Consider the following 26,696-nt stretch of genomic DNA (forward strand, 5'->3'; position numbering starts at 1 on the left):
TCTGCGCTTACGCTTGTCCGGGACGACGGCGGAATTTGCCGAGCTATCGCAGCCTCAATCCGCCACGACCTTCACGCGATCTCTTACCTTCACCTGCGCGTTGCGATCGAGCCCGTTGAGCACGCGAAAACGCTCGGCCGGGTGATCGACGCCGGCCATGCGGTGGGAGAGCGATTCCACGGTGTCGCCGGGCTGCACGGTGATGACCTTGATGCGCAGCGGGCGCGCCGCCTGGATCTCCTCGAGCGTCAGGCGGCGGAATGAACCGACGGTCTCGCGCGCATTGCGCTCGCTCTCGGTCGACTTCTGCCGGGCCGCGAAGATGAAGCGGTAGACGTCGCTGCCAAAGCGCAGCGCATAGACCTTGAACTGCCACTGGTCTCCCTTTGCGGTGGCGGACGCAGCCGGAAAACCGTTGATGGTGATGTCCTCGGTGGAGGCCTTCTCGACGCCCTCCATCCAGCCGGAATTCAGGTAATCGCCGAGCGACTGTTCGGCCGGCACCCGCACGACGTCGAAACGCATCGCCTGCGAGCCGCCGTCGCGCACGCCGATCACGGCCTGCGCGGTGTTGTCGAGCGTGAAATTGTCCGGCGCTTGGAAGGTGAAGCCGAGCTTCGGATGCAGGAAGCGCCGGCCGCGGACAAAACCTTCGCTGGGGTCTTCGCCGTAGACGAGATTGTCGATCGCGGCGAGATAGGTCTCGCGGTCGCGCTCGCCGCCCTCTGGCGCTGCGTATTGCCGCGCGATGGTCTGCGCGTTCTGCACGCGCTCGGGAGTTGCCGGATGCGATGAGGTGAAATCCTGTGCGCGCGGATCGAGCGAGGTCTTGCCGACCTTCAGCTCGGCATTGCGCTCCATCGCCGAGAGGAATCGGGCAGCACCATAAGGATCGAAATGGGCCTTGGCGGAAATCCCGACGCCGACGCCGTCGGCCTCGAACTCCTGATTGCGCGAAAAGCTCGCCATGGTCAGCTTGGTCTTGGCGAGCGCGAGCGCGGTGAGATCGGGATCGTTGCTCATGTCGGTGACGACGCGGGTGACGATCGCGGCCTGGCGGGCCTGGTCCTCGCGCATCGCGGCGTGCTTGGACAGCACATGCGCCATCTCGTGGCTGAGCACGGAGGACAATTCCGAGGTGTCGCTCGCCAGCGCAAGCAGGCCGCGTGTGACATAGAGCTGACCGTTCGGCAGCGCGAAGGCGTTCACCGCGCCGGAATTGAGGATCGTGACCCGGTAACCCTGGTCGGGGCGGTCGGAGGCGGCGACGAGCCGGTCGACGGTCTTGGTGACCAGCGATTCGAGCCTGGGGTCATCGTAGGTGCCGCCATAGCTCGCCAGGATGCGCTCATGCTCCTTCTCGGTGGCGGGGGTCTGCGCGACGGCCGGCTTCGGCTTGGGCATCGCTATGGTCGGCGGGGCCGCCGCGGTCTGAAACCGGCCCATATCGCCGCAGCCGGCGAGGGCTGAACCCAGCACGAGGCATAGCGCAGCCGACGCTGCCCGCAGGCGGCGGCGTTCACCTCGTCCGTGCCGTCCTAGCACCCCATTCACGTCGCTTAACCCGTGCCTGGCCCCTTTTAGGGCCTTACCCCTGTCGGCTCGTTTGCGCCCAGCAACTCGATTTGTCCCACGAGGCGTATATCGATACGCGGCCCCGTATTCCCCTCAGCCCAGCCCCGGACACGAATACGCTTATTTTCCAGAGACTTAAGGGCTATACCGGCGCTTTCGAACGCGGGTACCATGCGCTTTGAAATAGTCACGGCGAAGCCGCGTGTCCAGTTTCGGCCGAAGTTGAGGTAGGTCATTGCCCCAGCTTGCCGGACCGACAGGACTTTGCCTTCGACCACCACAAAACGCCCGATCCCCGCCAAAATATCGTCCGGACTTTCCGCGTTTTTTATGGCCGACGGGTCAGCCCAGCTGCCCTTTTTTTGGCGCCTCGCCTCGGCCTCCGACGCCATCAGGGCGGCCGCGCAGTCCTTATCGGCGATCTCGGCGGAGACGATGGCATCGCCCTGGGCGAGGAGCATCGCCTGCACGGAGATGTCACTCTCGCCGACAAAGACCAGCGCGCCTTGGCGACCATAGCGGTCGGGCGTGTCGTCGGCGCTGCGCAGGATCACGTCGCGCCCCACGAGCAGCGAGGTCAGCGCCTGCTTCGTCGTTGCGGTCGGCTCGATGCCGGTCAAGCGGATTTCCCGGCCGTCATCGAGACGCAGACTGCGCGCATCGATCGCGGTGACGCGGCCTTCGCCTTGGGACTCGAACTGGCATGGGCTCGCGAATGCGCTCTGACTCGCGATGAGAAGAATTGCGATCAGGTGAAGCCGTTGGATCACGTTGCCCGGTGAGGTTGCGTACGCGCCAGTCTTAACTCAAGCGCGGCGTGTCGCGAAGAGCCTTCCTCAGGCAGTCATTGCGAGCGCAGCGAAGCAATCCAGAATCTTTCCGCGGGGGGGACTCTGGATTGCTTCGCTGCGCTCGCAATGAAGTAGAAACATTGACCCGGACCGAGCCATTCCGTTTTGCGGAAAACGCGCGATACAAGCACGACCTGCGTCGCAGCTCGCGCTTGCTGCGCTCTTGTGCATGCGGCATGATTGCGGCAACGCTTTTAACCAAGAGCAATAACCAAGCCGCCATCAGAGTACGGCGCGATAAGGGAGGTCTTTTCCATGAAGCATATTTTGTTGGGAATTTTTGCCGCAGCGGTTGCCCTGAGTGCAAGCGCCGTGCAGGCCCAGGACAAGCCGCCACTGAAGATCGGCGGCATCCTCGACATGTCGAGCCTCTATGCCGACATCACCGGCCCCGGCAGCGAGACCGCGGCCAAGATGGCCGTGGAGGACTTTGGCGGCGAGGTGCTCGGCCGCAAGATCCAGGTGCTGGCTGCCGACCATCAGAACAAGGCCGATCTCTCCGCCAACATCGCCCGCGACATGCTCGACAATCAGGGCGTCGAGATGATCTACGACGTCGCGGCCTCCGCGACCGCGCTCGCCGCTGGCGAGATCGCGAAAGTGCGCAACAAGATCATCATTTTCAACGGCCCGGGCTCGATCCGCCTCACCAACGAGGCCTGCGGTCCCTATACCATTCACTACGTGTTCGACACCTACGGCCAGGCCAATGTGACCGGCCTTGCGGCCGTGAAGTCGGGCCTCGACAGCTGGTACTTCCTCACCGCCGACTACGCCTTCGGCCAGGATCTGGAAAAGGACACCAGCGCCGTCGTGACCAAGACCGGCGGCAAGGTGCTCGGCAGCGTGCGCCATCCGCTCAACACGTCGGATTTCTCGTCGTTCCTGCTCCAGGCCCAAGCCTCGAAAGCAAAGGTGATCGGGCTCGCGAACGCCGGCGGCGACACCGTCAACGCCATCAAGCAGGCGGCCGAGTTCGGCATCACCAAGGGCGGCCAGAAGGTCTCGCCGCTGCTTGCCTTCGTCACCGACATCGACTCGATCGGGCTCGAGACGGCCCAGGGCCTGCTGCTGGCGGAAGCCTTCTACTGGGACCTCAATGACGACACCCGCGCGTTCTCGAAGCGCTTCACCGAACGCATGAAGCGGCCGCCGACCTCCGCGCAGGCGGGCGTCTATTCGTCCGTGACGCATTACCTGAAAGCCGTGAAGGCGGCCGGCACGACGGATTCTGCCGCTGTCATCAAGCTGATGAAGGAAACGCCGATCAACGACTTCTTCGCCAAGAATGGCAAGATCCGCGAGGACGGCCGCATGTTGCACGACATGTATCTGTTCGAGGTCAAGAAGCCGTCGGAATCCAAGGCTCGCTGGGACGACTACAAGCTGCTCGCCACCGTGCCCGGCAGCGAGGCGTTCCAGTCTCTGGAGCAGTCGCGCTGCCCGTTGGTGAAGAAATAAACCTCGTCATTGCGAGGAGCGAAGCGACGAAGCAATCCAGGCTGTCTCCGCGGAAACATTTCTGGATTGCTTCGCCTCGCTCGCAATGACGAGTGTGGTGATAGACTAAGCAAAACAACAAGGGAGACGTCCCATGAACGACATGGTCCTGCAAAAGCTCGAAAGCGGGCTGCTCACCATCACCATGAACCGGCCCGAGCGGAAGAACGCGCTCAACCCGGATATGGTCGCCGGGCTGGTCGTGGCGGCACGGCGCGCGGCTGATGATCCGGAGGTGCGTGCGGTCTTGTTCAAGGGCGCGGGCGGTAGCTTCTGCGTCGGCGGCGACGTCAAGTCGATGGCCGAGGGCCGTGCGCCGCTGCCGTTCGAAGTGAAGATGGCGAACCTGCGCCGCGGCATGGAAGTGTCGCGCATCCTGCACCAGATGCCAAAACCCGTGGTGGCGCAGCTCGATGGTGCTGCGGCCGGCGCGGGTCTGTCGATGGCGCTGTCGTGCGACCTCCGCGTCGCTTCCGAATCCTGCAAAATCACCACCGCCTTCGCAAAGGTCGGCTTCTCCGGCGATTACGGCGGCACCTATTTCCTCACCCAGCTGCTCGGCAGCGCGCGGGCGCGCGAGCTCTATCTGACCTCGCCGGTGCTGACCGCGAAAGAAGCGCATGCGATCGGCATGGTGACGAAGGTCGTCCCCGACGCCGAGATCGACAGGGCCGCGCACGAGCTCGCGCTGTCGCTGGCGCAAGGACCCTCGATCGCGCTCGGCTTCATCAAGCGCAACATCAACAACGCCGAGCATCTCGCGCTGGAGGATTGCTTCGATGGCGAGGCAATCCACCACACCCGCTGCAGCGATACCGAGGATCACAAGGAGGCGGCAAAGGCGTTCGTCGAGAAGCGCAAGCCGACCTTCAAGGGCGCATGACCATGGCGCCCTATATGCGGTTGCGGCAGATCTGCCTGGTCGCGCCGCAGCTCGCGCCCGTGATCTCTGACATCGCGGACATCATGGGCCTCGCTGTCTGCTACCGCGACGGCAATGTCGCGAAGTACGGCCTGGAGAACGCGCTCCTGCCGGTCGACACGATCCTGCTGGAGGTGGTCGCGCCGTTCAAGGACGGCACCACGGCCGGCCGCTTCATCGAGAAGAGCGGCGGGCGCGGCGGCTACATGGCGATCTTCTGCTGCAACGATCCCGACGAGCGCGGTCGTAACGCCAACGCGCTGGGCGTACGCACCGCCAACGTCATTGACCACGCGCCCTATCATGGCGTGCAGCTCCATCCTCGCGACTGCCGCGCCGCCTTCATCGAGTTCAACCACACCGAAGGCAGCGACGACATTTTGGGGCCGTATCCACCGGCGGGGCCGGACTGGCAAAAATTCATCCGCAAGGACGTGACGCAGGCGTTGACGAGCGTGGAAATCCAGAGCCCGGACCCGCAAGGGCTGGCCGAGCATTGGGGCAAGATCATCGGCGTTGCGCCGAGCGGCGATGCTGACGGTGGGGCCGAGCTGAAGCTGCCCAATGCGAGCTTTCACTTCGTCAAAGGCGCCAGCGAAATCATGAGCGCGCTGGAGTTTCAGGTGACAGATGTGGCCCAGGTGCTCCATGCCGCCAAGGCCAAGGGGCTCGCGGTGGCGGGCAACGAGTTCTTGCTCGGCGGGGTAACATTCCGCGTAAGTTGATGCTTGCTTGTGATCCGTCACCCTGAGGTGCTCGCCTCTTTGGCGAGCCTCGAAGGGCGACGGCCGCCGGTGGGGCCGCTCATCCTTCGAGGCTCGCCGTACGGTGCTGCGCACCGCGCAGCTCGCACCTCAGGATGACGGTTGAGAGCCAGGATTAAACATGCCGCATCCGCTCGATAGCTTCTTCGCTCCCGCCGGCATCGCTCTGATCGGCGCCTCGCGCGATCACGAGAAGATTCCGGGCCGGCTGCTGTCGATGTTGCGCAAGAACGAGTATCCCGGAAGGATCTATCCGGTGAACCCGAACTACGCCGAGATCGACGGCCTCGTCTGCTACAAATCGATCACCGACATCGGCGCGCCGATCGATCTGGCAATCATCCTCATCCCCGCCCGCGCGGTGCTCGCCGCGCTCGAACAATGCGCTGCCGTCGGCGTGAAGAACGCCGTGATCATCTCCTCCGGCTTTGCCGAGGAGGGCGGCGAGAGCGCGGCGATGCAGGACGCGATCGCGGCGTTGGCGAGGCGGACCGGCATGCGGATTTCCGGTCCGAACGCCGAAGGCTTTTTCAGCCAGAAGCAGCGCGTGGCGGCGACGTTCAGTCCCGCCGTGGACGTCAAGCCGGGCGTGACGCCGCTGGTCGCCACGACGAAGCGGATCGGCATCGTCGCGCAGAGCGGCGGCATCGGCTTTGCCTACTATCACCGTGCCAGCGCGCTCGGCATTGCCGTGAGCTATGTCGTCAGTGCTGGCAACGAATCCGATCTCGGGGCGGGCGAGTTCCTGGATTACCTGGTGCAGGACGCTTCCACGGACGTGATCCTGCTGTTCATCGAAGGCATTCGCGACGTCGACAGATTTCTCGCGGCAGCGCGGCGGGCAGCCGAGCTGAGGAAGCCAGTCATCGTCACGAAGGTCGGCCGCTCCGGCGCCGGGATGCGCGCGGTCGCCTCGCACACCGCGAGCATGGCCGGATGGTCGGCGGCCTACGACGCGGTGTTCGCCAAATATGGCTTCATCGTCTCCAACGATCTCGACGAGGCGCTGACGATCGCAGCCGTGCTTGCGAGCAATCCGTTGCCGAAAGGCGATCGTGTCGCCGTGGTCACCGTCTCCGGCGGCGCCGGCATCTGGGGCGCCGATGCCGTGGCGCTGCAAGGCCTGCAGGTGCCGGAGCTCTCCGAAAAAATCCAGGCGGAGATCAAGGCGCTGATGCCGTCCTACGGCACGGCGCGCAACCCGATTGACGTCACTGCGCAGGGTGTGACCTCGGGCGGCCTTCAAAAGAGCGTCGATGTGCTCACCGCGTCCGACGAGATCGACGCGGTCCTGGTCGTGCTATCGCTGTCGAGCGAAGTCCGCAAGCCTTTCAAGGAAGCCGAGCTGACGCCGGCGCTGGCCCCGCAGCGCAAGCCGGTGGTGTTCTATTCCTACACGGTGCCGTCCGATTTCGCGCGGCGCGAGCTTGCCAAATCCGGCGTCGTGGTGCTCTCGGGCCTCACCCATGTCGGCGTCGCGATGCGGCAGCTCGTCGATTATGCCCGTTTCGAGCTGCCGAAGCCGACGGACGAAGCGCGGCCGCCGGCGCGCGATCTCTCCGTCCATCTGACCTCACCGGTTCTATCCGAGGCAGATAGCAAAGCATTGCTCCGCGCCGCCGGCATCGCGCTGCCGGACGAGGTGCTGGTGAAGGACAAGGGCGAACTCGACGACGCCGTCGCCCGCATCGGCTTTCCGCTGGTTCTGAAGATCCAGTCGCCGGACATCGCGCACAAGAGCGAGGTCGGCGGCGTGCGCGTCAACATCACCACAAAGGGCGAAGTATTTCTCGCGTTCGAGACGCTGCTCAACAACGCGCGCAAGCACAGGCCTGAGGCGGCCGTTCAGGGCGTGCTGGTCTGCCCCATGGCGAAGCAGGGTGTCGAGATGATCATCGGCACGATGACCGACAAGACGTTTGGGCCGATGGTGATGGTGGGCCTTGGCGGTATCACGACCGAATTGTTCCGCGACGTCATCTATCGTCCGGCGCCGGTCGGCGCGGAAGAAGCCGGCGCGATGCTGGCGCGCTTGAAAGCCGCGCCGCTGCTGAGCGGATTTCGTGGGGCGGCGATGGCGGATGTTGCGGCCGTGTCGCAGTTGATCGCCGATATCTCGGTGCTTGCGTCACAGCATGCGACGGAGATCGCGGAGATCGAGCTCAACCCGGTGCTGGTGCACGCGGAAGGCCAGGGCGTGACGATCGTGGATGCGCTGGTGGTGGGGAGGAAGTAATCCCTCTCCCCTTGTGGGAGAGGGTGGCTCGCCGCGAAGCGGCAGACGGGTGAGGGGTCTCTCTCCGCGCGTACAAGCGCGAGAGAATTGCTTGCGGAGGCAACCCCTCATCCGGCGCTTCGCGCCACCTTCTCCCACAACAAGGGGAGAAGGAAGAAAGGAGCTACCGCCCCCTGAAATTCGCGACGCGCCGCTCCTCCGTGGCCTTCACGCCTTCCTTGAAATCTTCCGTCGCGCGCAGGCGGGTCTGCTCCTCGAGCTCGTGATTGGTCGCCGCCATGACGCGATCGGCCAACCCGGCGCGCATCGTGGCGCGGGTGGAGACGAGGCCGAGCGGGGAGCATTCGGCGATTTCGCCGGCGAGCTTCAGTGCGGCCGCCTTGACCTGGTCCTGCGGCACCAGTTCGTTGGCGAGGCCGCATTTGAAGGCCTCTTCGCCGGTGACGCGGCGGCTGGTGTAGAACATCAGCTCGGCGTTGTTCTTGCCGATCAGCTCGGGCAGCGTCACGGTCAGGCCGAAGCCGGGATGGAAGCCGAGCTTGGTAAAGTTCGCGGAGAAGCGCGCTTCGGGGCAGGTGACCCGGAAGTCCGCCGAGACCGCGAGGCCCAATCCGCCGCCGATGGCAGCGCCCTGCACGGCGGCGACGATCGGCTTCTTGGCGCGGAAGATGCGCACCGCCTGGATGTAGAGATGGTTGATCGCGCCGAGGCTGTCGGCCGGATCGCCCTTGGCCGTCTTATCGGCTTCGCGCGCCTCTTGGGCCTGCCGTGCCGGGTCCTGGAAATTGGCGCCGGCGCAGAATGCCTTGCCCTGCGCCGACAGCACCGAGGCGCGAATCTCGATGTCGCGATCGAACTCGTCGAGCGCGTCCGCGATCTGGTTGATCAGCGAAATGTCGAAGAAGTTGAGCGGCGGGCGGCGGATCTCGATGGTGCCGACGTGACCCACTTTTTCGACGCCGATATCTTTATAGGTGCTCATGATGTCCTCGAATGATTAGCGCAAACCAAGCCCGCGGGCGATGATGCCGCGCAGCACCTCGGTGGTGCCGCCCTGGATGGTGAGTTTCGGCGCGGTCTTGATGGCGAAGTCGAGCTGCCGCTCCAGCGTCTCGCGGTTGGTCGCGGTCTCCTCGACGAAGGCGGCGAGATCGCGCACGCGGTGCGGCAGCTGCTGCTCCCACACCGTGCCGATGTCCTTGACGATAGACGCTTCGACGACCGGCTCCTTGCCGGCTTGCAGCATGCCCGCGACCGAGACCGACATGCGCCGCATGGTGTGGAGCTGCGCCACCAGCCGGCCGATGCCTTCGGCGCTGCGCGTGTCCGGATTGGGACCAACGGCGCGAACCAGCTCGGTCAGCACGTAATAGGTCTCCAGAAAGCGCTCGGGGCCCGAACGCTCATAAGCGAGCTCGCTGGTGGCCTGCTTCCAGGCGCCGTCGACTTCGCCGAGCACATGATCGTCGGGCACGAAGAAATCGGTGAAGACGACCTCGTTGAACTCGTACTGGCCGGTGATCTGGCCGATCGGGTTCACCTGGATGCCCGGCTGCTTCATCTTGACCAGGAACTGGGTCAGGCCGTGACGTCGGTTTTCCTTGGTCGGCTGCGACGTCCGGAAGATCGCGATCATGTAGTCGGCGATGTGCGCCGACGAGGTCCAGATCTTGGTGCCGTTGATGAGATAGCCGCCGTCGGTCTTGGTCGCGCGCGTCTTCGCGGCGAACAGGTCCGAGCCGGAGTTCGGCTCGCTCATGCCGATCGCGAAGCAGATCTCGCCGCGGCAGATGCGCGGCAGGATGTCCATCTTGATGTGTTCAGGCGCGTACTTGATCAGCACCGGCCCGCTCTGGCGGTCGGCGACGAAGAACCGCCGCGTCGGCGCGTTGGCAACGCGCATCTCCTCGGTCACGACGTAGCGCTCCAGGAAGGAGCGCTCCTGGCCGCCATATTTTTTCGGCCATGTCATGCCGAGCCAACCCTTGGCGCCGACCCGGCGGGAAAATTCCGGCGCGTCGGTGTCTTCGCGGTTGGGCTTGTGCGGATCGAAGGTGCCGGCGGCGATTTCCTCCGCGAGGAAAGCGCGCACTTCCTTGCGCAATTGCTCGCATTTCTCGGGCAGGCGGATCGGATCGAAACGGAGGGCAGCGGTCATTGTTGTCTCGTCCCTGATCAGCGCGAAGCCACGAGCGGCCACAATTCGTCGGCGCCGCGGTTGGCAATGAGCTTGCCGAGCTCGACGGCCCAGTGGCTTTCCGAACCGAAATCGTCGCGCCAGGCCAGCGCCCGCAGCGAGTAGCGGTGCAGGATGTGCTCCAGGGTGAAGCCGATCGCGCCGTGGACCTGGTGCGCGATCGCGCCGCCCTTTTCCGCGGCTTCCGAGCAGCGGATTTTTGCCGAGGCGGCTTCGAGATAGACCGCGTCGTCGAACGATCTTGCGTTGGCGATGGCATCGGCGGCCGAGGTCGCCGCGGCAAGGGCGGCAGCCGACTCGCCGGCGAGGCGGGCGAGGTTGTGCTGCACCGCCTGAAATTTGGAGATCTTCTTCTCGAAGGCGACGCGCTCGTTGGAATAGCGCACGGAGATGTCGAGCATCGATTCCAGCGCGCCCGCGATCTGAAGGCTGCGCGCGACGCCGCCCATCAGCATCATTGTGGTCTGGTCGAAGCCCTTTGGGGCGGGTTTGATGGTGACGGGCTGGACCTTGTCGAGCGTGACGGTGTCGCTGTGGTCGTAGCCGACATTGAGTCCGGTCTCGATCCGACCCCTGCCCGCATCGACCAGCGCGATCGAGGCGCCGTCCTTGCCGTGGGCCAGCACCGCGAAGTGCTTTGCCGCCTTTGCGAAGGGCACGCCGCGGGCGCGGCCGGAGAGCGCGCCGCCGGCGTCGCGGGTGATGCGATCCTTGGGCGACGCCGGCAGCACCGTCATCTCTCCTTCGGGGGATGCGATCTTCGCCTGCGCCAGCAGCCAGCCGGCCAGCATGGTCTCGGCCAAGGGAACCGCGACGGCGAAACGGCCGGCGGCGTTCAGCAGCGCAAAGCCGTCGGCTAGGCTCGCGCCGGAGCCGCCGAGATCGTCGGGCACCCAGGCCAACGGCAAGCCGGCTTCGCTCAGCGCCTGCCACAGCGGCGCCTGCCATGAATCCTTCTTGTCGTTGTTGACGGTCTGCGGATCGGCGAGATCGGCGAAGATTTTCTCCGCAGTCTCGACGACGATATTGTCACTCTCCGCCACAGCGTTCCCCGTGTTTTGCCATTGGCGCTTCCCGCCCCGTGGGCGGACGCGCAGGTTCTTCTTGCGCCCGATGATCCGAAAAAGCCATGGCCCTGACAAGCGCTGATCGCAGGTCAACCTGCGGCGCGGGCATGGGCGCAAGGGACTATAGAAGGCTAATTCCGCTTAGCGGAGTTTGCTCGATTTGCAGGGCGCGGCAAACTCGCTAAACAGAACGTCGATATTCAATCAAGGGGAAGGAAATCCGGATGGCAAAGGACAGTTTGTGCGCAATCGTGACGGGGTCCGCCTCCGGCCTGGGTGCTGCGACCGCGGAAATTCTCGCACGGAGCGGGGCGCGGCTCGTCATCAACTATTCCTCGAGCCAGAAGGAAGCGGAGGCGACCGCTGAGCTGTGCCGCAAGGCGGGCTCACCGGAAGTTCTAGTCGCGCAGGGCGACGTCTCGAAGGATGACGATTGCCGCAAGATCGTTGCGGCAGCTGGCGGCTGGGGCCGGCTCGACGTGCTCGTCAACAATGCCGGCACCACCAAGCATGTCGCTCATGCCGATCTCGATGGATTGTCGGCGGAAGATTTCCAGCGCCTGTACGGCGTCAACACCATCGGCCCGTTCCAGATGGTGCGCGCGGCGCGCAGCCTGCTCGAGGCCGGCGCCAAGGCCTCGGGGCGGCCGTCGGCCGTGGTCAACATCTCCTCGGTCGCCGGCATCAGCGGCGTCGGTTCGTCGATCGCATACGCCGCGAGCAAGGGCGCGCTCAACACCATGACGCTGTCGCTGTCGCGCGCGCTGGCGCCGCTGATCCGCGTCAACACGGTATGCCCGGGCTATATCGATACGCCCTGGTTCACCAAGGGCCGCGGCGAGGCTGGCGCCAAGCAGGTACGCGACAGCGTCGTGGCGAAGGTGCCGCTGAAGGTCGCATCATCGGCGGAAGACATCGCGCAGCTCGTCTGCTTCCTGGCGTTGCCGGCCTCCAGCAACATGACCGGCGAGGTCGTGCGCATGGATGCGGGCATGCATTTGGTGACGTGAAGTCGCGCGGCTAGCGCGGCAAATACAGGCGTCGTCCCGGCGAAGGCCGGGACCCATAACCACCGAATTCAGTTTGGCGAAGACTGGCAATTCCCGGTTTCGCGCCTCACCACCTGTTGTGGTTATGGGTCCCGGCCTTCGCCGGGACGACACCGAACTTGTGGATCGGCCACACCGCAAAACGAGTGTGTTCACCCCTTGATCACACCGCTCGCCACCAGCCGGTGCCAGATGAACAGCACCACGACGGCGCCGATGGTGGCCATGATGAATCCCGCGCCCTGGTCGGGACTGTAGTGCCCGATGGCCTGGCCGATGAAGGTCGCGAGAAACGCGCCGGCGATGCCGAGGATGGTGGTGAGGATGAAGCCGCTCGGATTGTTCGGTCCCGGCGCCAGCCAACGCGCGATGAGGCCGGCGACGAAGCCGACGACGATGATCCACAACAAGCCACCCATGCTCATGTCCGTGCTTCCCTCGTTTGACTAAACTAAATCAGACTCTGCCCGCGATCTCATGCTCGGTCGGCAGCCGTCCGTCCGGCGTCAGATGGTCGACCACCTGCGGCAGATACTGGCTGAGGCCCGAGAGCAGCTCATCACGCGACAGGCCGCTTTGGGCGGACAGGCTCTCGATCTGGTCGGCGCCGAGCGCATTGGCGAGGTCGCCTGGTGCGATCGCCTTGTTCTCGCCCTTGCCGACCCAGGTATTGGCAGCGTCGCCATGACCGCTCTGCTGGAGCTGGTTGAGGAGATCGCCGAGCCCGCCGCTGAGCACGCTGCCGGCCGCGCCGCCCGCGAGCAGGCCGCCAAGGCCGCCCTTCAACAGGTCACCGAGGCCGCCGCCAGCGCCTGCATTCACCGACGGGGGGAGATGCGTCGGCGTCGGTGCCGGAGACGGCTGCGGCGCGCTGCCGCTCTGGTTGCCGCTCAAATGCTTGAAGGCCTTCCAGGCGAGCAGGCCAAGCAGCGCCATGGTCATGGGCGACATGCCGCCGCTGGATGACGATTGTGAACTCGGCGTGCTTGGGCCGCGCGGGCCGTTCTGCATGCCGTTGAGGACGTCGAGCAAACCCATGGCGTTCTCCTTTGGCGCTTTCTTGCCGGTAACAAGCCCCGTTCGAAAACATATGAGCCTGTCATGACGGTTACAAGGCGATTGCGCCGCAACTGCGGGAATGGGCAGCAGGCACAGCCTCTGCTATCGAGGGAAGATCGTTGAGGGGGCAAGCCAAGGTGATGACGGATCGACCGATCGTGGTGGCCGGCGCAGGCGCCATCGGATGTTTCGTCGGCGGCACCCTGGCGGCTGCCGGCCGCCGCGTCGCGTTCCTGGTGCGGCCGCGGGTGAAGACCGAGATCGAGCGGTTCGGCCTGCTTCTGACCGATTTCGACGGCTTGGAGACGAAGCTCGACCCGGGCCGACTCGCGCTGTCGGAAGATCCCGCGATCTTTCACAGCGCCGGCATCGTGCTGGTCACGGTGAAGAGCGCCGATACGGCCGGGGTTGCCGACCAGATCGCGCAGCATGCGCCGCAGGACGCCGTCATCGTCTCGCTGCAGAACGGCGTCGGCAATGTCGCGGTGCTGCGCGAGCGCCTCGGCGACCGCCGTGTGCTCGCCGGCATGGTGCCCTTCAACGTGGTCGGGATGGGCGAGGGCCGCTTCCACCGCTCGACCTCCGGCGACATTCATGTCGGCGAGGATGATGCGAACACGGCCGCAGCGCTGTCGGTGCCGGGGCTCGCCATGCGCGCGAGCCGCGACATCACCGGCGTGCAATGGGGCAAGCTGATCATCAATTTGAACAACGCGCTCAGCGCCCTGTCCGACATGCCGCTCGCCGCGCAATTGGCGAACCGCGACTGGCGAAGGCTGTTCGCCGACCAGATGGCGGAAGGGCTGGCTGCGATGAGGGCCGCCGGCATCACACCAGTTTCGGCGACGCCGATCCCGTCGTCCTGGACGCCCACCTTGCTGAGGCTGCCTGATCCGATTTTCAACCTGATCCTGGGACGGACCATGAAGATCGATCCCGAGGCGCGTTCCTCGATGTGGCAGGATTTGAAGCAGGGCCGCAAGACCGAGATCGACTATCTCCAGGGCGCGATCATCGCGCTCGCCGAGCAGAACAGTGTCGACGTGCCGCTGTCGCGCCGCATTGTTGCGGTGATCAAAGAGGCTGAGGCCGCGGGCAAAGGTCCACCGCGGCTGACGCCGCAGCAGATTCGCGGGTAACGCATGAGTGCAGGCTGTGCGACGGGAGGAGCAACGATGAAGCGTCGTCTGATGATCGGATTCGCGCTGGCCGTGCTCTGCGTCGCGTCCTCAGTCGCGGAGGCCCGGCCGCCGACGGTCACGAATTCGCCTGGCTATGACAGGCGATTGCAGGAGAGCAGGTCGCAGTTGGGCAGTTCTCCGACAACAACGGCACCGGTGAATGCGCCGGTTGCAACTCCCAAGCGCAGCAAGAAGAAGCACACGAGCTGAGGCGCGGCTTTGGGCGTGAGCTGGACGGCTGAGACCACATCCTCAGCCGTCGTCCTGGCGAAAGCCAGGACCCATAACCACCGAATTGGATTTGGCGAAGACGCGTGGTTACCGGTCTCTCGCCACAACTACTCCCTGTGGCTATGGGTCCCGGCCTTCGCCGGGACGACCAGCGGAGCTTGTAGCTGCTGCCGCAACTCAGCCCTTCTTCGCGGGCTTGCTCGGCGTCGGGCTGAACAGCTTCTTGATATCGTTCAAACCATCCGACAGCCGCGGCCATTCGCAGGAGAACGAGCCCTTGGTGCAGGGTGCGCCCTTCGGCCGCGGCCGCGCGTCGCCGATGGCGGCCTGCTGGACTTTCGGCCGCTCGACCGGCACGGGCACGCGCTCGACCTCGGTTCGCAACGCGACCCGCTGGAGCTGCTGCAGCTGTTGTTCCTGCTGCTCGCGCTGCTGGCGCGCGGTGGCCTGCGCGGCTTCATTGCTGCGGCGCTGATTGGCGAGATAGGCGGTGTAGGCTTCGTCGATCTTCTTCTGCTCCTCCGGCGTCGGATTGGGGCCGGCGATGTCGAAGGTGCGATCCTGGAGGAAATCGTAATAGGAATAGCCGCCACCTGCCTTGCGCCGGCCGGCGAATTTGGCGTTGCAGTCGGCAAGCGCAGCCGTCTTCTCGGATTTGGTCGTGGCTTTCTCGGCGGCGTCGGCGCAGGCCTCGAAGTCAACAGGCGCGCGCTTCCACCATTGTGCCTGGGCATGCGAGGGCGCCAGCAGGAAAAATCCTGCTGCGGCAACCACAAGCGCCGCACGACGCGATGCAACTACGTCCGACATTCTACGAGAGCATTCCTTGCAAAACTCAACCCGAACTGAGTCGGGCTGATTTTTGCCCCTTTATGGCCTACTTGTCACCCATGGAACCCGGGAATTTCATGGCTGCGATGCTGACATTTTTTGCTTGACGTGGCGCAGGAGTCACAGCGTCACTTCATCCTGCGGTCGCCTCATTGGCGACGCCAAGAAAACGAAGTGGAAACGCCTGATGCTGCTGCCCCTGTCCGACGTGCCACGCTGGTACGCCGAGCGCAAACCGCAAGGCACGATCGCCGTCCGTCACGGGCAGGATACGCTGACATGGGACGCGCTGGAGCGCGGCGCCAATCGGCGCGCGCGGGCGTTCATGGCCAAGGGCGTCAAGCCCGGCGACTTTGTCGCGATCGGTTTGCCGAACGGCAATGCGTTCTTCGAGACCTCGTTTGCGGTGTGGAAATGCGGAGCGACACCGACGTCGCTGTCATGGCGGCTGCCGCGCGGCGAAGCCGCCGCGGTGCTCGATATCCTGAAGCCGGCGCTGGTGGTCGGCGGCGAAGCCGACTGGAACGCGCCGAACCGTCTGCCCGCGGATTTCGTGCCGGAAGGATTTTCGGACGATCCGCTCACCGCACCGGTGGCGCGCTATTGGAAAGCCATGACCAGCGGCGGATCGACCGGCCGCCCGAAGGTGATCCTCGATCACCAGCCGGCGGTGATCGACACGGCCGCCGCGCCGCCGCTCAATATTCCCTTTGGGGTCTCGCTGCTCAATCCCGGCCCGCTCTATCACAATGCGCCGTTCATCGTGTCGCACTACGCGCTGTTCACCGGCGGCCAGCTCACCGGCCTCGTCAAGTTCGACGCGGAGGAGGCGCTGCGGCAAATCGCGCGCGAGCGCGTGCAATGGGTCAATTTCGTCCCGACCATGATGCACCGGATCTGGGCGCTGCCGGAGCACGTGCGCAACGCCTATGATGTGTCGAGCCTGCAAACCGTCTTCCACATGGCAGCTCCGATGCCTCCCTGGCTGAAGGAGAACTGGATCGCCTGGCTCGGACCCGAGCGAATCTGGGAGCTCTATGGCGGCACCGAGCGACAAGGCTCCTGCATCATCTCCGGCACGGAATGGCTGACGCACAAGGGTTCGGTCGGTAAGATCGGCGAGATGGCGCGCTTGCGCATCATCGGCGAGGACGGCAACGACGTCGCGCCGGGCGAGAGCGGCGAGATCTATTTCCTCAACAATGACGGCAAGGATGCCACCTATCACTATCTCGGCGCCGAGCCGAAGCGCCGCGCGGACGGCTGGGAATCGCTCGGCGATATCGGCAGGCTGGATGCGGAAGGCTACCTTTATCTCGGTGACCGCCTCGCCGACATGGTGTTGCGCGGCGGAGCCAACATCTATCCGGCCGAGGTCGAGGCCGCGGTCTCCGAGTGCCCCGGCGTACGCTCCTGCGTGGTGGTGGGATTGCCCGATCCGGAATTGGGCCAGCGCGTACACGCCATCATCGAGCCGGAGGGCGATGCGGACGGTCAGACCATCGCCGACGGCATGGCCGATTTTCTCAAAGACAGGCTCAGCCGCTACAAGCACCCCGAGAGCTTCGAGATCGTCACCGCCCCGCCGCGCGACGATTCCGGAAAAGTTCGCCGCACCCTGTTGCGCGACGAGCGCGCGGCGTGGATGAAGGAGGGGCGCGCCTTCCGAATTCGGCCGGCGAAGGCGCGGGCGGACGCCGATTAAGAGAATTCACGGGAAGGACTGAGATTATGACCATCACCATCGCTGCGAACGCTGTGCCGAAGCCGCCGGCCGAGATCATCGAGGGTTTTCGCGGCGCGCCGACCTCGGTCATTTCGGACAATCTCGGCCGGCTGCCGGGCGCAGTGGGGCTAAAACCCTATCATCGCGGTGCCAAGCTGGTGGGCACGGCCTTCACGGTCCGCACCCGTCCCGGTGACAATCTCGCCATCCACCGCGCGCTCGAGCTGGTGGGCCCCGGCGACGTCATCGTGGTCGATGGCGGCGGCGATGAGACCCGCGCGCTGGTCGGCGAGATCATGAAGAACATCGCGCAGTGGCGCAAAGCCGAAGGCTATGTCATCGACGGTGCGATCCGCGACGTTGTGGCGTTCGCGGCCGATGACTTTCCCTGCTATGCCCGCGCGGTGATCCACCGCGGCCCCTACAAGAACGGCCCCGGCGAGATCAACGTGCCTGTTTCGATCGGCGGCAGCGTGATCTCGCCCGGCGACATCGTCGTCGGCGACGAGGACGGCGTGGTGTCGTTTGCCGCCGCCGGTGCCGCGGCGCTGCTGGACGCCGTGCGCGCCCAGGTCGCGCGCGAGGAGGAGACGCTGAAGGCGATCCGCGAGGGCCGATATCAGGGCTCGTATGGCAAATCCTGATCCGCGCGAGGCTTAGGTCAAAGCAATGGTCGAATCGATCGCACGTCGACGTTGGCCATTGCCTCTTTCGAAACTGAGTTCACAACTTTGTTTCGGTCAGACTTGCTTCGTGCTTTTTGCTGCTGGGGATACAAGTGACGAGGAATTACGCGATCGTCCTGCCTAGCTTCTTCGTTCTGTTGGTCACTGGAAGCAACGAGGTTGGTTCGTGGAAGATGCCGCTTTTTGGCTCCGGCCGCAGGGCAGCGCCCATTTTCAATCGCGATCGCGTCACTGATAATCATCTGGCAGTCAAGGCCGCTTCGACCGATACAGAGCGACGACTAACTGAAGGGGTTTACGCAAAAGCCAACGGTCTCCCCCGAGGTGAGGTGGAAAAGCGCTTTGCGGCAAGTGGAGTCCTGCGATGTCCTGGTGGAGATAGCAGCGCTCAAGTGACTGGTGCGCGCGACGTGATTACCACGGCGGCTCACGCGTTTCGCGACCTTTGCAAACCCCATACGGCACCTGACAAGTGCATCTTCGAGTACTATCTCGGAGCCGAGAGGCGTACCATTCCTCTGTCAGCGACCCTATGGATGGGCACATGCGTTGAGAGTGCGCCCAAGGCGATTGTCAGCGATTGGGCAGTGGCAAAGCTCGAGTCGGCCGCGGAGGTGAAGCCTTACGAGATCAATGAACGGACTGAAAGTGTGGTCGCGTTGGAGCGTGTCCTGGCGGTTGTCGGTTACGACATCGAAGCCACGGGAAAGAGGGACAGGTACGGCCCATTCAACAAGACGATTCAAGAGTGCCAGATACGCGACGTAAGGGACTGGTCGATATTCGAAACGAGCTGCGAGTTCACAGTAGGGGCATCAGGTAGCGCTTTGTTTCGTCTGTTGGACGGTCGAATGACTCTGTTCGGCGTCCTTAATGGAGACTATCACGACAAAGAATATTGCCCACGAGGCAGCTGCGAGTTCAAGAGCCGGCATTGGTCGAGCGTGTATGTTACCGTGAAGGGTGAGTTCAAGGACCGCCTTCTGGCCGCCGTGAGCCAGTCTGCTGCAAAATAAAGCGTAAAGGGGAGGATGGCGTGAGCCAGAAGGACGAATTCCACAATCTCGACGATACCGGCGACGGGCTGTTTCGCGAACTCGCGGCAGGCGTGACCACGCGCATCTTCTCCGGCGAGCAGGCGATGCTGTCGGTGGTGACGCTGGCGCCGCATGCGCAAGGCACGCTGCACCATCATCCCGAGGAGCAATGGGGCGTGCTGCTCGATGGCTCCGCCATCCGCGTCCAGGGTGACGAGGAGATTGCCGTGAAGAAAGGCGACTTCTGGCGCACGCCGGGTAATGTGCCGCACACCATGCGCGCCGGCCCCGACGGAGCCCGTGTGCTGGACATCTTCAGTCCGCCGCGGCCAGAATACAGAAAAGCGGGATCCGGTTTCGGAATGACCTAAAGCGCCAAGAGCAAAAGCCGGGCGCGAGAAAACAGGGGAGGGATACCATGACGATCACACGACGGACGCTGCTCGCAGCGCCGGCTATTCTCGCGATGAGGCCGGCGTTGGCGCAGGCTTCGAAAATCACGCTGGTGGTGCCGTTTCCGCCGGGCGGATCGACCGATGCGATGGCGCGGCTGCTCCAGAGCCATCTGCAAACCAAGCTCAACCGAATCGTCATCGTCGAGAACAAGTCGGGCGCCGCCGGCGCGCTCGGCGCGGCGCAGGTCGCCAAGAGCCCGCCTGATGGATCGACGTTCCTGGTCACCTTCGATTCCCACGCGGTGATCCCGTCCATCCTCGACAAGCCGCCGGTCGATGTCGAGCGCGAGCTGATGCCGGTGTTGCTGGTCGGCACTGCGCCTTACGTGATCGCCGCCGGTGCGGGCCGTCCCTACAAGAGCTTTGCCGACGTGGTGGCGGCCTGCAAGGCGACGCCCGGCGCGGTGAAATATGCCTCCGTCGGCATCGGCACGCTCGGCCATCTCGCCATGACCGTGCTCGGCAACAAGGCCGGCGTCGAGATCATGCACGTGCCCTATCGCGGCGGTGGCCCCGCGATGAACGACGTGCTCGGCGGCCATGTCGACCTGATCGCGGGATCTGCGGCGCTGGTCGCGGCCCAGCTCGGCACCAACATGCTGCGTCCGATCCTGCAGCTCGGCCGCGAGCGGCTGCCCGGCCTGCCGGATACGCCGACCGCGATCGAGGCGGGCTTTCCGGATTTCGAGACGCTGGCCTGGTGGGGCATCTTCGCGCCCACCGGCACGCCGCCGGACATCGTCGCAGGCCTCGCGACCGCGTCCAAGGAGATCCTGCGCGAGCCCGCGACCGCCGCCCAGCTCAAGGAGACGCAGCAGATGACGCTGCTGCTCGAGGATGGCCCCGCCTTCAAGACCTTCTTCGACAAGCAGGTCGCCATTTGGGGCAAGGTGGTCAAGGACAACAATATCCGGGCGTGAGATGGCCGGCAGCCCGCCGCATTGAGCAACGCGGAGGGCTTCCGATCCCGCCTCCGCTTTGATATGAAGCCCCGGTAACCCGCTCCGCGGGTTCCGCGGTCCCGTAGCTCAGCCGGATAGAGCGACGGTTTCCTAAACCGTAGGTCGGAAGTTCGAGTCTTCCCGGGATCGCCAGTTTTTCAGTGAGCAATCGTTGCGTTTGCCACGCTTGTCGGCGCAAAAATTGCTAGAAGCGCGAAGCTTCCTTCCTGGCCCGGACTGACTGCCGGCCCGCCTCACCGCACCATCCGGAGACCACAATGCCCTTCGACTTGATCCTGCGCGGCGGCCGTGTGGTCGATCCGTCCCAGAAGCTCGATGCCGTGACGGATGTCGCCTTTGCCGGCGGCAAGCTCGCTGCGATCGGCAGTGGGCTGAAGGCTGATCCGGGCACCGACGTGCGCGACGTCTCGAAGTTCATCGTGACCCCGGGGCTGATCGATCTCCACACCCATGTCTATTGGGGCGGCACGTCGCTCGGCATCGACGCCGAGGAATTTTGTCGTCTCTCCGGCGTTACCACTGCGGTCGATACCGGCAGCGCGGGGCCTGGCAATTTCGCGGGCTTCCGCAAGCATGTGATCGAGCCGAGCCAGGTCCGCATTCTCGCTTATTTGCACGTCTCGCATGCCGGCATTTTCGGCTTCTCGCACCGGATCATGGTGGGCGAGAGCGAGGAGCTGCGGCTGATGAATCCGATCGAGGCGGCCAAGGTGGCCGATGCCAACCGCGACCTCATCGTCGGCATCAAGGTGCGCGTGGGTTTGCACTCCTCGGGCACGTCGGGCGTCGTGCCGCTCGATATCGCGCTCGAGGTCGCGAACGAGGTCGGCATGCCCTTGATGGCGCATATCGATCATCCGCCGCCGAGCTACGAGGAGGTGCTGGCGCGCCTGCGCCCCGGTGACGTGCTCACCCATGCGTTCCGGCCTTTCCCCAACACGCCCGCGACCGCGCAGGGCACGGTGAAGCGGGCGGTGCTCGACGCCCGCGAGCGCGGCGTGCTGTTCGACATCGGCCACGGCAAAGGCTCGTTCGCGTTCAAGACCGCACGTGCCATGCTCGCCAACGGCTTCTATCCGGACACCATCTCGTCCGACATCCATCAGCTCTGCATCGACGGCCCGGCGTTCGACCAGGTCACGACCCTGTCGAAATTCCTGTGCATGGGCATGCCGCTGTCCGACGTCATCGCAACCTCCACTGTCAATGCCGCGATGGCGCTTCGGCGCCCCGAGCTCGGCAGCCTCAAGCCGGGCAGCGTCGGCGACGCCACGCTGATCTCGGTGAGGGAAGGCCAGTTCGACTATGAGGACGTCGTCGGCGAGCACCTGATCGGCGACCGCAAGATCGTCTCCGAAGGCGTCGTGATCGGCGGCCGCTGGTGGCATCCGAATTGAGCGGCAGGCCGCTCACGGCGGCCTGATTACAGCGATTTGATTACAACGACCTGGCGATCAACAGCTTCATGATCTCGTTCGTCCCGCCATAGATTTTCTGGATGCGGGAATCGATGAAGATGCGCGAGATCGGATATTCCTGCATGTAGCCGTAGCCGCCGAACAGCTGGAGGCATTCGTCGGCGGTCTCGACCTGCTTCTCCGAGCACCAGTATTTCGCCATCGACGCCGTGACGGTGTCGAGGTCCTTGGCGACCAGCCGCTCGATGCACCAGTCGACGAAGACGCGCGCGATCATCGCTTCGGTCTTGCGCTCGGCCAGCTTGAAGGCGGTGTTCTGGAAATCCATCAGCGGCTTGCCGAACGCCTTTCGCTCCTTGGTGTAGTCGACGGTGAGTTTTATCGCGCGCTCCATCGCGGCGACCGCGCCGACCGCGAGCGCGAGGCGCTCCTGCGGCAATTGCTGCATCAGTTGCACGAAGCCCTGGCCTTCCTCGCCGCCGAGTAAATTGTCTGGCGGGACCGCGACGTTGTCGAAGAACAGCTCGGACGTGTCGGAGGCATGCAGGCCGATCTTGTCGAGGTTGCGCCCGCGCTTGTATCCATCCGCGCCCGACGTTTCGACCACGATCAGCGAAATGCCCTTGGCGCCGACATCGCCGGTGCGCGCGACCACGATGACGAGATCGGCGGCCTGGCCGTTGGTGATGAAAGTCTTCTGTCCGTTGATGACGTAGGAATTGCCCTGTTTCCTGGCGGTGGTCTTGACGGCCTGCAAATCCGAGCCGGTGCCGGGCTCGGTCATGGCGATGGCGCCGACCATCTCGCCCGAAGCCATCTTCGGCAGCCAACGCTTCTTCTGCTCCTCCGAGCCGTAATTGAGGATGTAGTGCGCGACGATGGCGCTGTGCACGGAGACGCCTGTCGTCAGCTCCGGTACCGTGCTCTCGAGGTCGTCGAGCACGGCGGCATCATAGGCGAAGGTGGCGCCCAGGCCGCCATATTCCTCCGGCACGCTTGCCAGCAGCGCGCCCATCTCGCCGAGCCCGCGCCAGGCAAAGCGGTCGACCATCTTCTGCTCGCGCCATTTTTCGGCATGCGGGGCCAGATCCTTGGCAAGGTATTTCCGGAACTGGTCGCGGAAGATTTCGAGCTCTTCAGTCATCCAGGAGGAGCGGTAGGACATGGAAACCTCGGTTGATGCAGTGTTCCGGCTTGGTAGGCCAGTCGGCAGCGGCAATTATTGTGTTTTCAGGCTGCGCCGGTGACGCTACCAAGGCGGCCGGAGTAGCGGCTGTCGGAATGGTTGATTGTGGCTGTGAAAACTCAAGAGCTCAAGCTCGACATCGCGCGCATCGGCACGGTGTCCGCGATCCTGATGCAGCCGCATGATGCGCGCGCCTGCTACGTGCTGGCGCATGGTGCCGGTGCAGGGATGCGGCATGCATCGATGGACAAGATTGCGGAGGGACTCGCCGCTCGCGGCATCGCGACCTTCCGCTTCAATTTTCCCTACATGGAGAACAAGCTGGGCCGTCCCGACCAGCCGGCGGTCGCCCATGCCACGATCCGCGCAGCAGTCGAGGAAGCCGCCCGGCTCTGCCCCGGTGTGAAGCTCGTCGCGGGCGGAAAATCCTTCGGCGGGCGCATGACCTCGCAGGCGCAGTCCAAGACTCCACTGCCTGATGTCAAAGGGCTCGCCTTCCTCGGTTTTCCCCTGCACGCCGACAAGAAGCCGTCGACGGAGCGCGCCGAGCACCTGGCCCGTGTCGAGATCCCGATGCTATTCCTGCAAGGCACCCGCGACGGGCTCGCCGATCTCGGCCTCCTCAGGCCGGTCATCGCCGCTCTTGCCCCGAAGGCGACGCTGCATGAGATCGAAGGCGGCGATCACTCCTTCGCGGTGCTGAAAAAGTCCGGCCGCAGCAATGAAGAGGCGCTGACGGAGGTGCTTGATGCGCTCGCGGCCTGGATCGACAAGCTCGCCTGAAATCTCACGACGAATAAAGCCCTTTGTCGCGCGCTTTCTGGATCGCGAGGGCGGCGATCAGGTCGAGCGTTGGCGTGGACAGGCCGGCGGTGCGCGCGAAGGCTTGGGGCGCCTTCACCAGGACGTCGATCTCCATGGCGCGGCCGAGCTCGTAATCCTGCAGCAGCGACGGCTTGTGATTGGGGGCGGGGCCGCTGCGTGATACGCGCTTGACCTCGGGTATGAAGTGCTGGGCGATCTCGTTGGCCTCGTTCAGCATCCGCGGGATGACCTCGGCGAACGCAGGATCGTCGCGCACGCCGCGCGCGGTCTGGCCGGTGAGCAGGCACAGCACCGACAACGACATGTTGGTCAGCAGCTTTGACCAGATCGCCTCGCGGATCTCGGCGACCGGCGGCGATTCCAGCCGCGCGTCGGTGAAGACACTGCGGAGCGTCGTGATGCGCGCGCAATTGCGATCGTCGCATTCGCCGATCAGCAGGCGGTTGCGGTCGGGCGTCAGGTTCTGCACCACGCCGGGCGCGATCACCTCGTTGGAGGAGAAGACCACGCCCCCGACGATCCGCTCCTTCGGGATGCAGGCGCGCAGGCGTCCGCCCGGGTCGAGGAAGGAGATGTCGGGCGGGGTCGGGTGTCGCGGCGGCAGGCCGATCGCGTACCACCAGGGAATGCCGTTCTGCGCGAACACGATGGCGGTGTCGTCCTGCAGCAGCGGCTTGATGCTGGAGACCAGCCCCTGGAGCGCGGTGGCCTTGAGCGTCGAGATCACGACGTCCTGCGGGCCGAGCTGGGCCGGATCGCCCGACGCGTTCACCTTGGCGGAGACCTCGGAATCGCCGACGCGCAGCTTGAGGCCGTTGGCCCGGACTGCCTCCAGGTGCGCGCCGCGCATCACGCACGAGACCTCGTGGCCGGCACGGGCCAGCCTGACCGCGATATGGCTGCCGACGGCGCCCGCGCCGAAAATGCAGATGCGCATGTGATGTCCGTCCCTGATCCCTTAATGCCGACCCGCGGCAGCATGACATAAGCCGCCATGCGATGGACGCGGCTGCCCTACGCTCGAAAGATATGGATCAAGGTGCGGAGCCTCGGTCATAGTGCGCGCCAAACAAACTAGCGGAGGAACACCGATGACCGACAGCCCCGTCCTGTGGACCCTCGATGCGCGTGGGGTTGCGACCGTCACGTTGAACCGGCCCGAAGTGAACAATGCCTATGACGGCGCGTTGATCGGGGGCGTGCTCGCGGCCATGGACGATCTCGGCAGCAAGCCCAACCTTCGCGTCGTGGTGCTCAAGGGCAACGGCAAGCATTTCCAGGCCGGCGCCGACCTCAAGTGGATCAACGGCGTGCGGCCGCAATCGAGCGAGGCGAACGAGGCGGCGTCGCGGGCGACGTTCGAGGCGGTGCAGCGGCTCAACACGCTGCCGGTCCCGACGGCCGCGCTGGTGCAGGGCGGCTGCTTTGGCGGCGGCACCGGCGTGATCGCGGCCTGCGACGTCGTGATCGCGGCGGACAACGCGCTGTTCTCGATCACCGAAGTGCGCTGGGGCCTGACGGCGGCCATCATCATCCCGCAGCTCTGCGATGCCATCGGCGTACGGCAAGTCCGCCGCTACGCGCTGACTGGTGAGCGTTTCGGCGCCGAGGACGCCCGCCGCATCGGCCTCGTCCACGAGGTGGTGCCGCTCGCCGATCTCGAGGTCGCCGGCGCCAAGGTGGTCGAGCAGTTGCTTGCCAACGGACCGCAGGCGATGGCCGAGACCAAGCGGCTGGCGCTGGAGAGCTCGTTCGGCGGCATGGCGGTGGACGATGCCGCTTACAAGCGGCTCGTGCACCTGCATTCGCTCAAGCGCCAGAGCGCGGAAGCCGCGGAAGGGCTGGCGTCGTTCGCCGAGAAGCGCGCGGCGAATTGGGGGAAAGCTGAACGCGAGTAGCCCCTGATGGAGCGAAGCGCAATCCGGGGCGGACCAACCGAGTCGAGTCTCCTGACTGCCCTCGCGTGGCACGAACCCGGATTACGCTTGCGCTCCATCCAGGCTACGGACTTTTACAGCGACGCCGCCAGTGACGTTTTCAGTAGGGTGAGCAGCGCCTGCACCGCGGCTGCATTGCGTCGCCGCTCGGGGATCGCCGCCTTCACCCACAATTCCGGAATCGGAAACTCGCGTAGCACCGGCTTGAGCGCGCCGTCGCGCAAGGCGTCCGCGACGAGATAGTCCGATATCAGCACGATGCCGTTGCCGGCGATGGCGCTGCGCGCCAGCACTTGGCCCTCGTTGCAGGACAGCAGCGGGCTGACTTGGACGCTGATGCGGCCGCGCGGCCCGTCAAAGATCCATTCGGGGCCAGTCGGCAGAAAGCTGAGACAGCGATGCTCGACCAGATCACGCGGATGTTTTGGCGTGCCGTGTTTCTTCAAATAGGCAGGCGAGGCGCAGAGCAGCCGCTTCAGCGGGCACAGGGGCTCGTCGACGACACCGCCAAAGGAATGCGGGAAGGCGCCGATGGCGATGTCAAAGCCTTCGGTGACGGGATCGACCGGACGATCGAACAGCACGATATCGAGCTTCAGCCGCGGGTTCTGGGTCTGGAAGGCGGTGAAGACGTCCGCAAGCCGCGCGACCGTCAGCGAGGTCGGCGCCTTGATGCGCAGATGATCGACGAGATCATGGCCCTTCTCGCCCATGCGCGACAGCAGATCGGTGGCGTCGGTGACGACGCCGCGGGCGCGATGCACGTAGCGCTGGCCGGCCTCGGTCAGCCGCAATTGCCGGGTCGAGCGGTGAAACAGCGGCGTGCCGATGCGCGCCTCCAGCTGCGTGACGCGCTTGGCCACCACCGACGTCGAGACATTGAGTTTTCGCGCGGCCGCGGAGAAGCCGGCGGCGTCGGCGGTCGCGAGGAACGCCTGCAAGTTCACCAGGATGTCCATTTCGACCTTTCGCGATTCGAGAAAGCTGATCGTCTATTTTGG

26 protein-coding genes and 1 tRNA gene are annotated in these 26,696 nt (G+C 64.8%); 16 read left to right on the forward strand and 11 right to left on the reverse strand.

Going from position 1 to position 26,696, the window contains the following annotated elements:
- Positions 1 to 54: 54 nt before the first annotated feature.
- Together BRA1417_RS0106845 and BRA1417_RS0106850 are read right to left on the reverse strand one after the other, a co-directional pair.
- Entirely contained in the window at positions 55 to 1,446 is a 1,392-nt protein-coding gene (locus BRA1417_RS0106845; RefSeq protein WP_027515190.1) for a M48 family metalloprotease, read from the reverse strand.
- Positions 1,447 to 1,580: 134 nt separating this feature from the next.
- Positions 1,581 to 2,345 carry a thermonuclease family protein gene (locus BRA1417_RS0106850; RefSeq protein ID WP_371259976.1) on the reverse strand — a complete coding sequence of 255 codons (765 nt, stop codon included), beginning with the start codon at positions 2,343 to 2,345 and terminating at the stop codon, positions 1,581 to 1,583.
- A 336-nt stretch (positions 2,346 to 2,681) separates the two neighbouring features.
- Between BRA1417_RS0106850 and BRA1417_RS0106855 the strand changes: the two genes are divergently transcribed.
- The 4 genes from BRA1417_RS0106855 (at position 2,682) to BRA1417_RS0106870 (ending at position 7,848) form a co-directional block, all read left to right on the forward strand.
- The gene (locus BRA1417_RS0106855; protein WP_027515192.1) at positions 2,682 to 3,887 is read left to right on the forward strand and encodes an ABC transporter substrate-binding protein; all 1,206 of its coding nucleotides are present in this window, start codon (positions 2,682 to 2,684) and stop codon (positions 3,885 to 3,887) included.
- Positions 3,888 to 4,020: 133 nt separating this feature from the next.
- The gene (locus BRA1417_RS0106860; RefSeq protein ID WP_027515193.1) at positions 4,021 to 4,809 is read left to right on the forward strand and encodes an enoyl-CoA hydratase; all 789 of its coding nucleotides are present in this window, start codon (positions 4,021 to 4,023) and stop codon (positions 4,807 to 4,809) included.
- A 2-nt stretch (positions 4,810 to 4,811) separates the two neighbouring features.
- Positions 4,812 to 5,573: a hypothetical protein gene (locus tag BRA1417_RS0106865; protein ID WP_027515194.1), complete on the forward strand. Its 762-nt coding sequence runs from the start codon at positions 4,812 to 4,814 to the stop codon at positions 5,571 to 5,573.
- A 160-nt stretch (positions 5,574 to 5,733) separates the two neighbouring features.
- On the forward strand, positions 5,734 to 7,848 hold the full coding sequence (locus tag BRA1417_RS0106870) for an acetate--CoA ligase family protein (protein ID WP_027515195.1): 2,115 nt from the start codon (positions 5,734 to 5,736) through the stop codon (positions 7,846 to 7,848).
- 163 nt (positions 7,849 to 8,011) lie between these two features.
- On the opposite strand, the gene BRA1417_RS0106875 is transcribed toward BRA1417_RS0106870, so the two are convergent.
- The 3 genes from BRA1417_RS0106875 to BRA1417_RS0106885 are packed head-to-tail and all read right to left on the reverse strand — an operon-like array spanning position 8,012 to position 11,088.
- On the reverse strand, positions 8,012 to 8,830 hold the full coding sequence (locus tag BRA1417_RS0106875; RefSeq protein WP_027515196.1) for an enoyl-CoA hydratase/isomerase family protein: 819 nt from the start codon (positions 8,828 to 8,830) through the stop codon (positions 8,012 to 8,014).
- A 15-nt stretch (positions 8,831 to 8,845) separates the two neighbouring features.
- Entirely contained in the window at positions 8,846 to 10,006 is a 1,161-nt protein-coding gene (locus tag BRA1417_RS0106880; RefSeq protein ID WP_008133127.1) for an acyl-CoA dehydrogenase family protein, read from the reverse strand.
- 17 nt (positions 10,007 to 10,023) lie between these two features.
- Positions 10,024 to 11,088 (reverse strand): acyl-CoA dehydrogenase family protein, encoded by a 1,065-nt coding sequence (locus BRA1417_RS0106885; protein ID WP_027515197.1) that lies wholly within the window; start codon positions 11,086 to 11,088, stop codon positions 10,024 to 10,026.
- 248 nt (positions 11,089 to 11,336) lie between these two features.
- Here BRA1417_RS0106885 and BRA1417_RS0106890 point away from each other — a divergent pair, with 248 nt between their 5' ends.
- Positions 11,337 to 12,122 carry an SDR family NAD(P)-dependent oxidoreductase gene (locus BRA1417_RS0106890; protein ID WP_027515198.1) on the forward strand — a complete coding sequence of 262 codons (786 nt, stop codon included), beginning with the start codon at positions 11,337 to 11,339 and terminating at the stop codon, positions 12,120 to 12,122.
- 191 nt (positions 12,123 to 12,313) lie between these two features.
- Here BRA1417_RS0106890 and BRA1417_RS0106895 read toward each other — a convergent pair whose 3' ends face one another.
- On the reverse strand, positions 12,314 to 12,586 hold the full coding sequence (locus BRA1417_RS0106895; protein WP_196236584.1) for a GlsB/YeaQ/YmgE family stress response membrane protein: 273 nt from the start codon (positions 12,584 to 12,586) through the stop codon (positions 12,314 to 12,316).
- Between the two features lie 31 nt (positions 12,587 to 12,617).
- Positions 12,618 to 13,199 carry a YidB family protein gene (locus BRA1417_RS0106900; protein WP_027515200.1) on the reverse strand — a complete coding sequence of 194 codons (582 nt, stop codon included), beginning with the start codon at positions 13,197 to 13,199 and terminating at the stop codon, positions 12,618 to 12,620.
- Between the two features lie 158 nt (positions 13,200 to 13,357).
- Here BRA1417_RS0106900 and BRA1417_RS0106905 point away from each other — a divergent pair, with 158 nt between their 5' ends.
- Positions 13,358 to 14,359: a 2-dehydropantoate 2-reductase gene (locus BRA1417_RS0106905; RefSeq protein ID WP_027515201.1), complete on the forward strand. Its 1,002-nt coding sequence runs from the start codon at positions 13,358 to 13,360 to the stop codon at positions 14,357 to 14,359.
- Positions 14,360 to 14,395: 36 nt separating this feature from the next.
- Complete coding sequence (locus tag BRA1417_RS0106910; protein ID WP_027515202.1) at positions 14,396 to 14,611, forward strand: hypothetical protein; 216 nt, start codon at positions 14,396 to 14,398, stop codon at positions 14,609 to 14,611.
- Positions 14,612 to 14,809: 198 nt separating this feature from the next.
- Here the strand turns inward: BRA1417_RS0106910 and BRA1417_RS44650 are convergent, their stop codons facing one another.
- Positions 14,810 to 15,442: a hypothetical protein gene (locus tag BRA1417_RS44650; RefSeq protein WP_027515203.1), complete on the reverse strand. Its 633-nt coding sequence runs from the start codon at positions 15,440 to 15,442 to the stop codon at positions 14,810 to 14,812.
- A gap of 208 nt (positions 15,443 to 15,650) precedes the next feature.
- On the opposite strand from BRA1417_RS44650, the gene BRA1417_RS0106920 reads away from it, so the two are divergent.
- The 7 genes from BRA1417_RS0106920 (at position 15,651) to BRA1417_RS0106950 (ending at position 21,726) form a co-directional block, all read left to right on the forward strand.
- On the forward strand, positions 15,651 to 17,168 hold the full coding sequence (locus BRA1417_RS0106920; RefSeq protein ID WP_027515204.1) for an AMP-binding protein: 1,518 nt from the start codon (positions 15,651 to 15,653) through the stop codon (positions 17,166 to 17,168).
- 26 nt (positions 17,169 to 17,194) lie between these two features.
- On the forward strand, positions 17,195 to 17,833 hold the full coding sequence (locus BRA1417_RS0106925; RefSeq protein WP_027515205.1) for an RraA family protein: 639 nt from the start codon (positions 17,195 to 17,197) through the stop codon (positions 17,831 to 17,833).
- A gap of 134 nt (positions 17,834 to 17,967) precedes the next feature.
- Positions 17,968 to 18,891 (forward strand): hypothetical protein, encoded by a 924-nt coding sequence (locus tag BRA1417_RS0106930; RefSeq protein WP_156948619.1) that lies wholly within the window; start codon positions 17,968 to 17,970, stop codon positions 18,889 to 18,891.
- 20 nt (positions 18,892 to 18,911) lie between these two features.
- Positions 18,912 to 19,283, forward strand: coding sequence for a cupin domain-containing protein (locus tag BRA1417_RS0106935; protein WP_027515207.1), 372 nt, complete (start codon positions 18,912 to 18,914; stop codon positions 19,281 to 19,283).
- A gap of 47 nt (positions 19,284 to 19,330) precedes the next feature.
- Positions 19,331 to 20,287 (forward strand): tripartite tricarboxylate transporter substrate-binding protein, encoded by a 957-nt coding sequence (locus tag BRA1417_RS0106940; RefSeq protein ID WP_027515208.1) that lies wholly within the window; start codon positions 19,331 to 19,333, stop codon positions 20,285 to 20,287.
- Positions 20,288 to 20,384: 97 nt separating this feature from the next.
- A tRNA-Arg gene (locus BRA1417_RS0106945) sits at positions 20,385 to 20,461 on the forward strand.
- A 125-nt stretch (positions 20,462 to 20,586) separates the two neighbouring features.
- A complete protein-coding gene (locus BRA1417_RS0106950) occupies positions 20,587 to 21,726 on the forward strand; it encodes an amidohydrolase/deacetylase family metallohydrolase (RefSeq protein ID WP_027515209.1) in 1,140 nt (379 codons plus the stop codon).
- A gap of 40 nt (positions 21,727 to 21,766) precedes the next feature.
- On the opposite strand, the gene BRA1417_RS0106955 is transcribed toward BRA1417_RS0106950, so the two are convergent.
- The gene (locus tag BRA1417_RS0106955) at positions 21,767 to 22,912 is read right to left on the reverse strand and encodes an acyl-CoA dehydrogenase family protein (RefSeq protein ID WP_018452979.1); all 1,146 of its coding nucleotides are present in this window, start codon (positions 22,910 to 22,912) and stop codon (positions 21,767 to 21,769) included.
- Between the two features lie 126 nt (positions 22,913 to 23,038).
- On the opposite strand from BRA1417_RS0106955, the gene BRA1417_RS0106960 reads away from it, so the two are divergent.
- Positions 23,039 to 23,716 (forward strand): alpha/beta family hydrolase, encoded by a 678-nt coding sequence (locus tag BRA1417_RS0106960; RefSeq protein WP_027515210.1) that lies wholly within the window; start codon positions 23,039 to 23,041, stop codon positions 23,714 to 23,716.
- A gap of 4 nt (positions 23,717 to 23,720) precedes the next feature.
- Here the strand turns inward: BRA1417_RS0106960 and BRA1417_RS0106965 are convergent, their stop codons facing one another.
- Entirely contained in the window at positions 23,721 to 24,695 is a 975-nt protein-coding gene (locus tag BRA1417_RS0106965; protein WP_027515211.1) for a ketopantoate reductase family protein, read from the reverse strand.
- Between the two features lie 154 nt (positions 24,696 to 24,849).
- Between BRA1417_RS0106965 and BRA1417_RS0106970 the strand changes: the two genes are divergently transcribed.
- Positions 24,850 to 25,656, forward strand: a complete 807-nt coding sequence (locus BRA1417_RS0106970) for an enoyl-CoA hydratase-related protein (protein ID WP_027515212.1) — start codon at positions 24,850 to 24,852, stop codon at positions 25,654 to 25,656.
- A 113-nt stretch (positions 25,657 to 25,769) separates the two neighbouring features.
- Here BRA1417_RS0106970 and BRA1417_RS0106975 read toward each other — a convergent pair whose 3' ends face one another.
- A complete protein-coding gene (locus BRA1417_RS0106975; protein WP_027515213.1) occupies positions 25,770 to 26,654 on the reverse strand; it encodes a LysR family transcriptional regulator in 885 nt (294 codons plus the stop codon).
- Positions 26,655 to 26,696: the final 42 nt, after the last annotated feature.

Source organism: Bradyrhizobium sp. WSM1417, from assembly GCF_000515415.1.
Classification (GTDB): domain Bacteria; phylum Pseudomonadota; class Alphaproteobacteria; order Rhizobiales; family Xanthobacteraceae; genus Bradyrhizobium.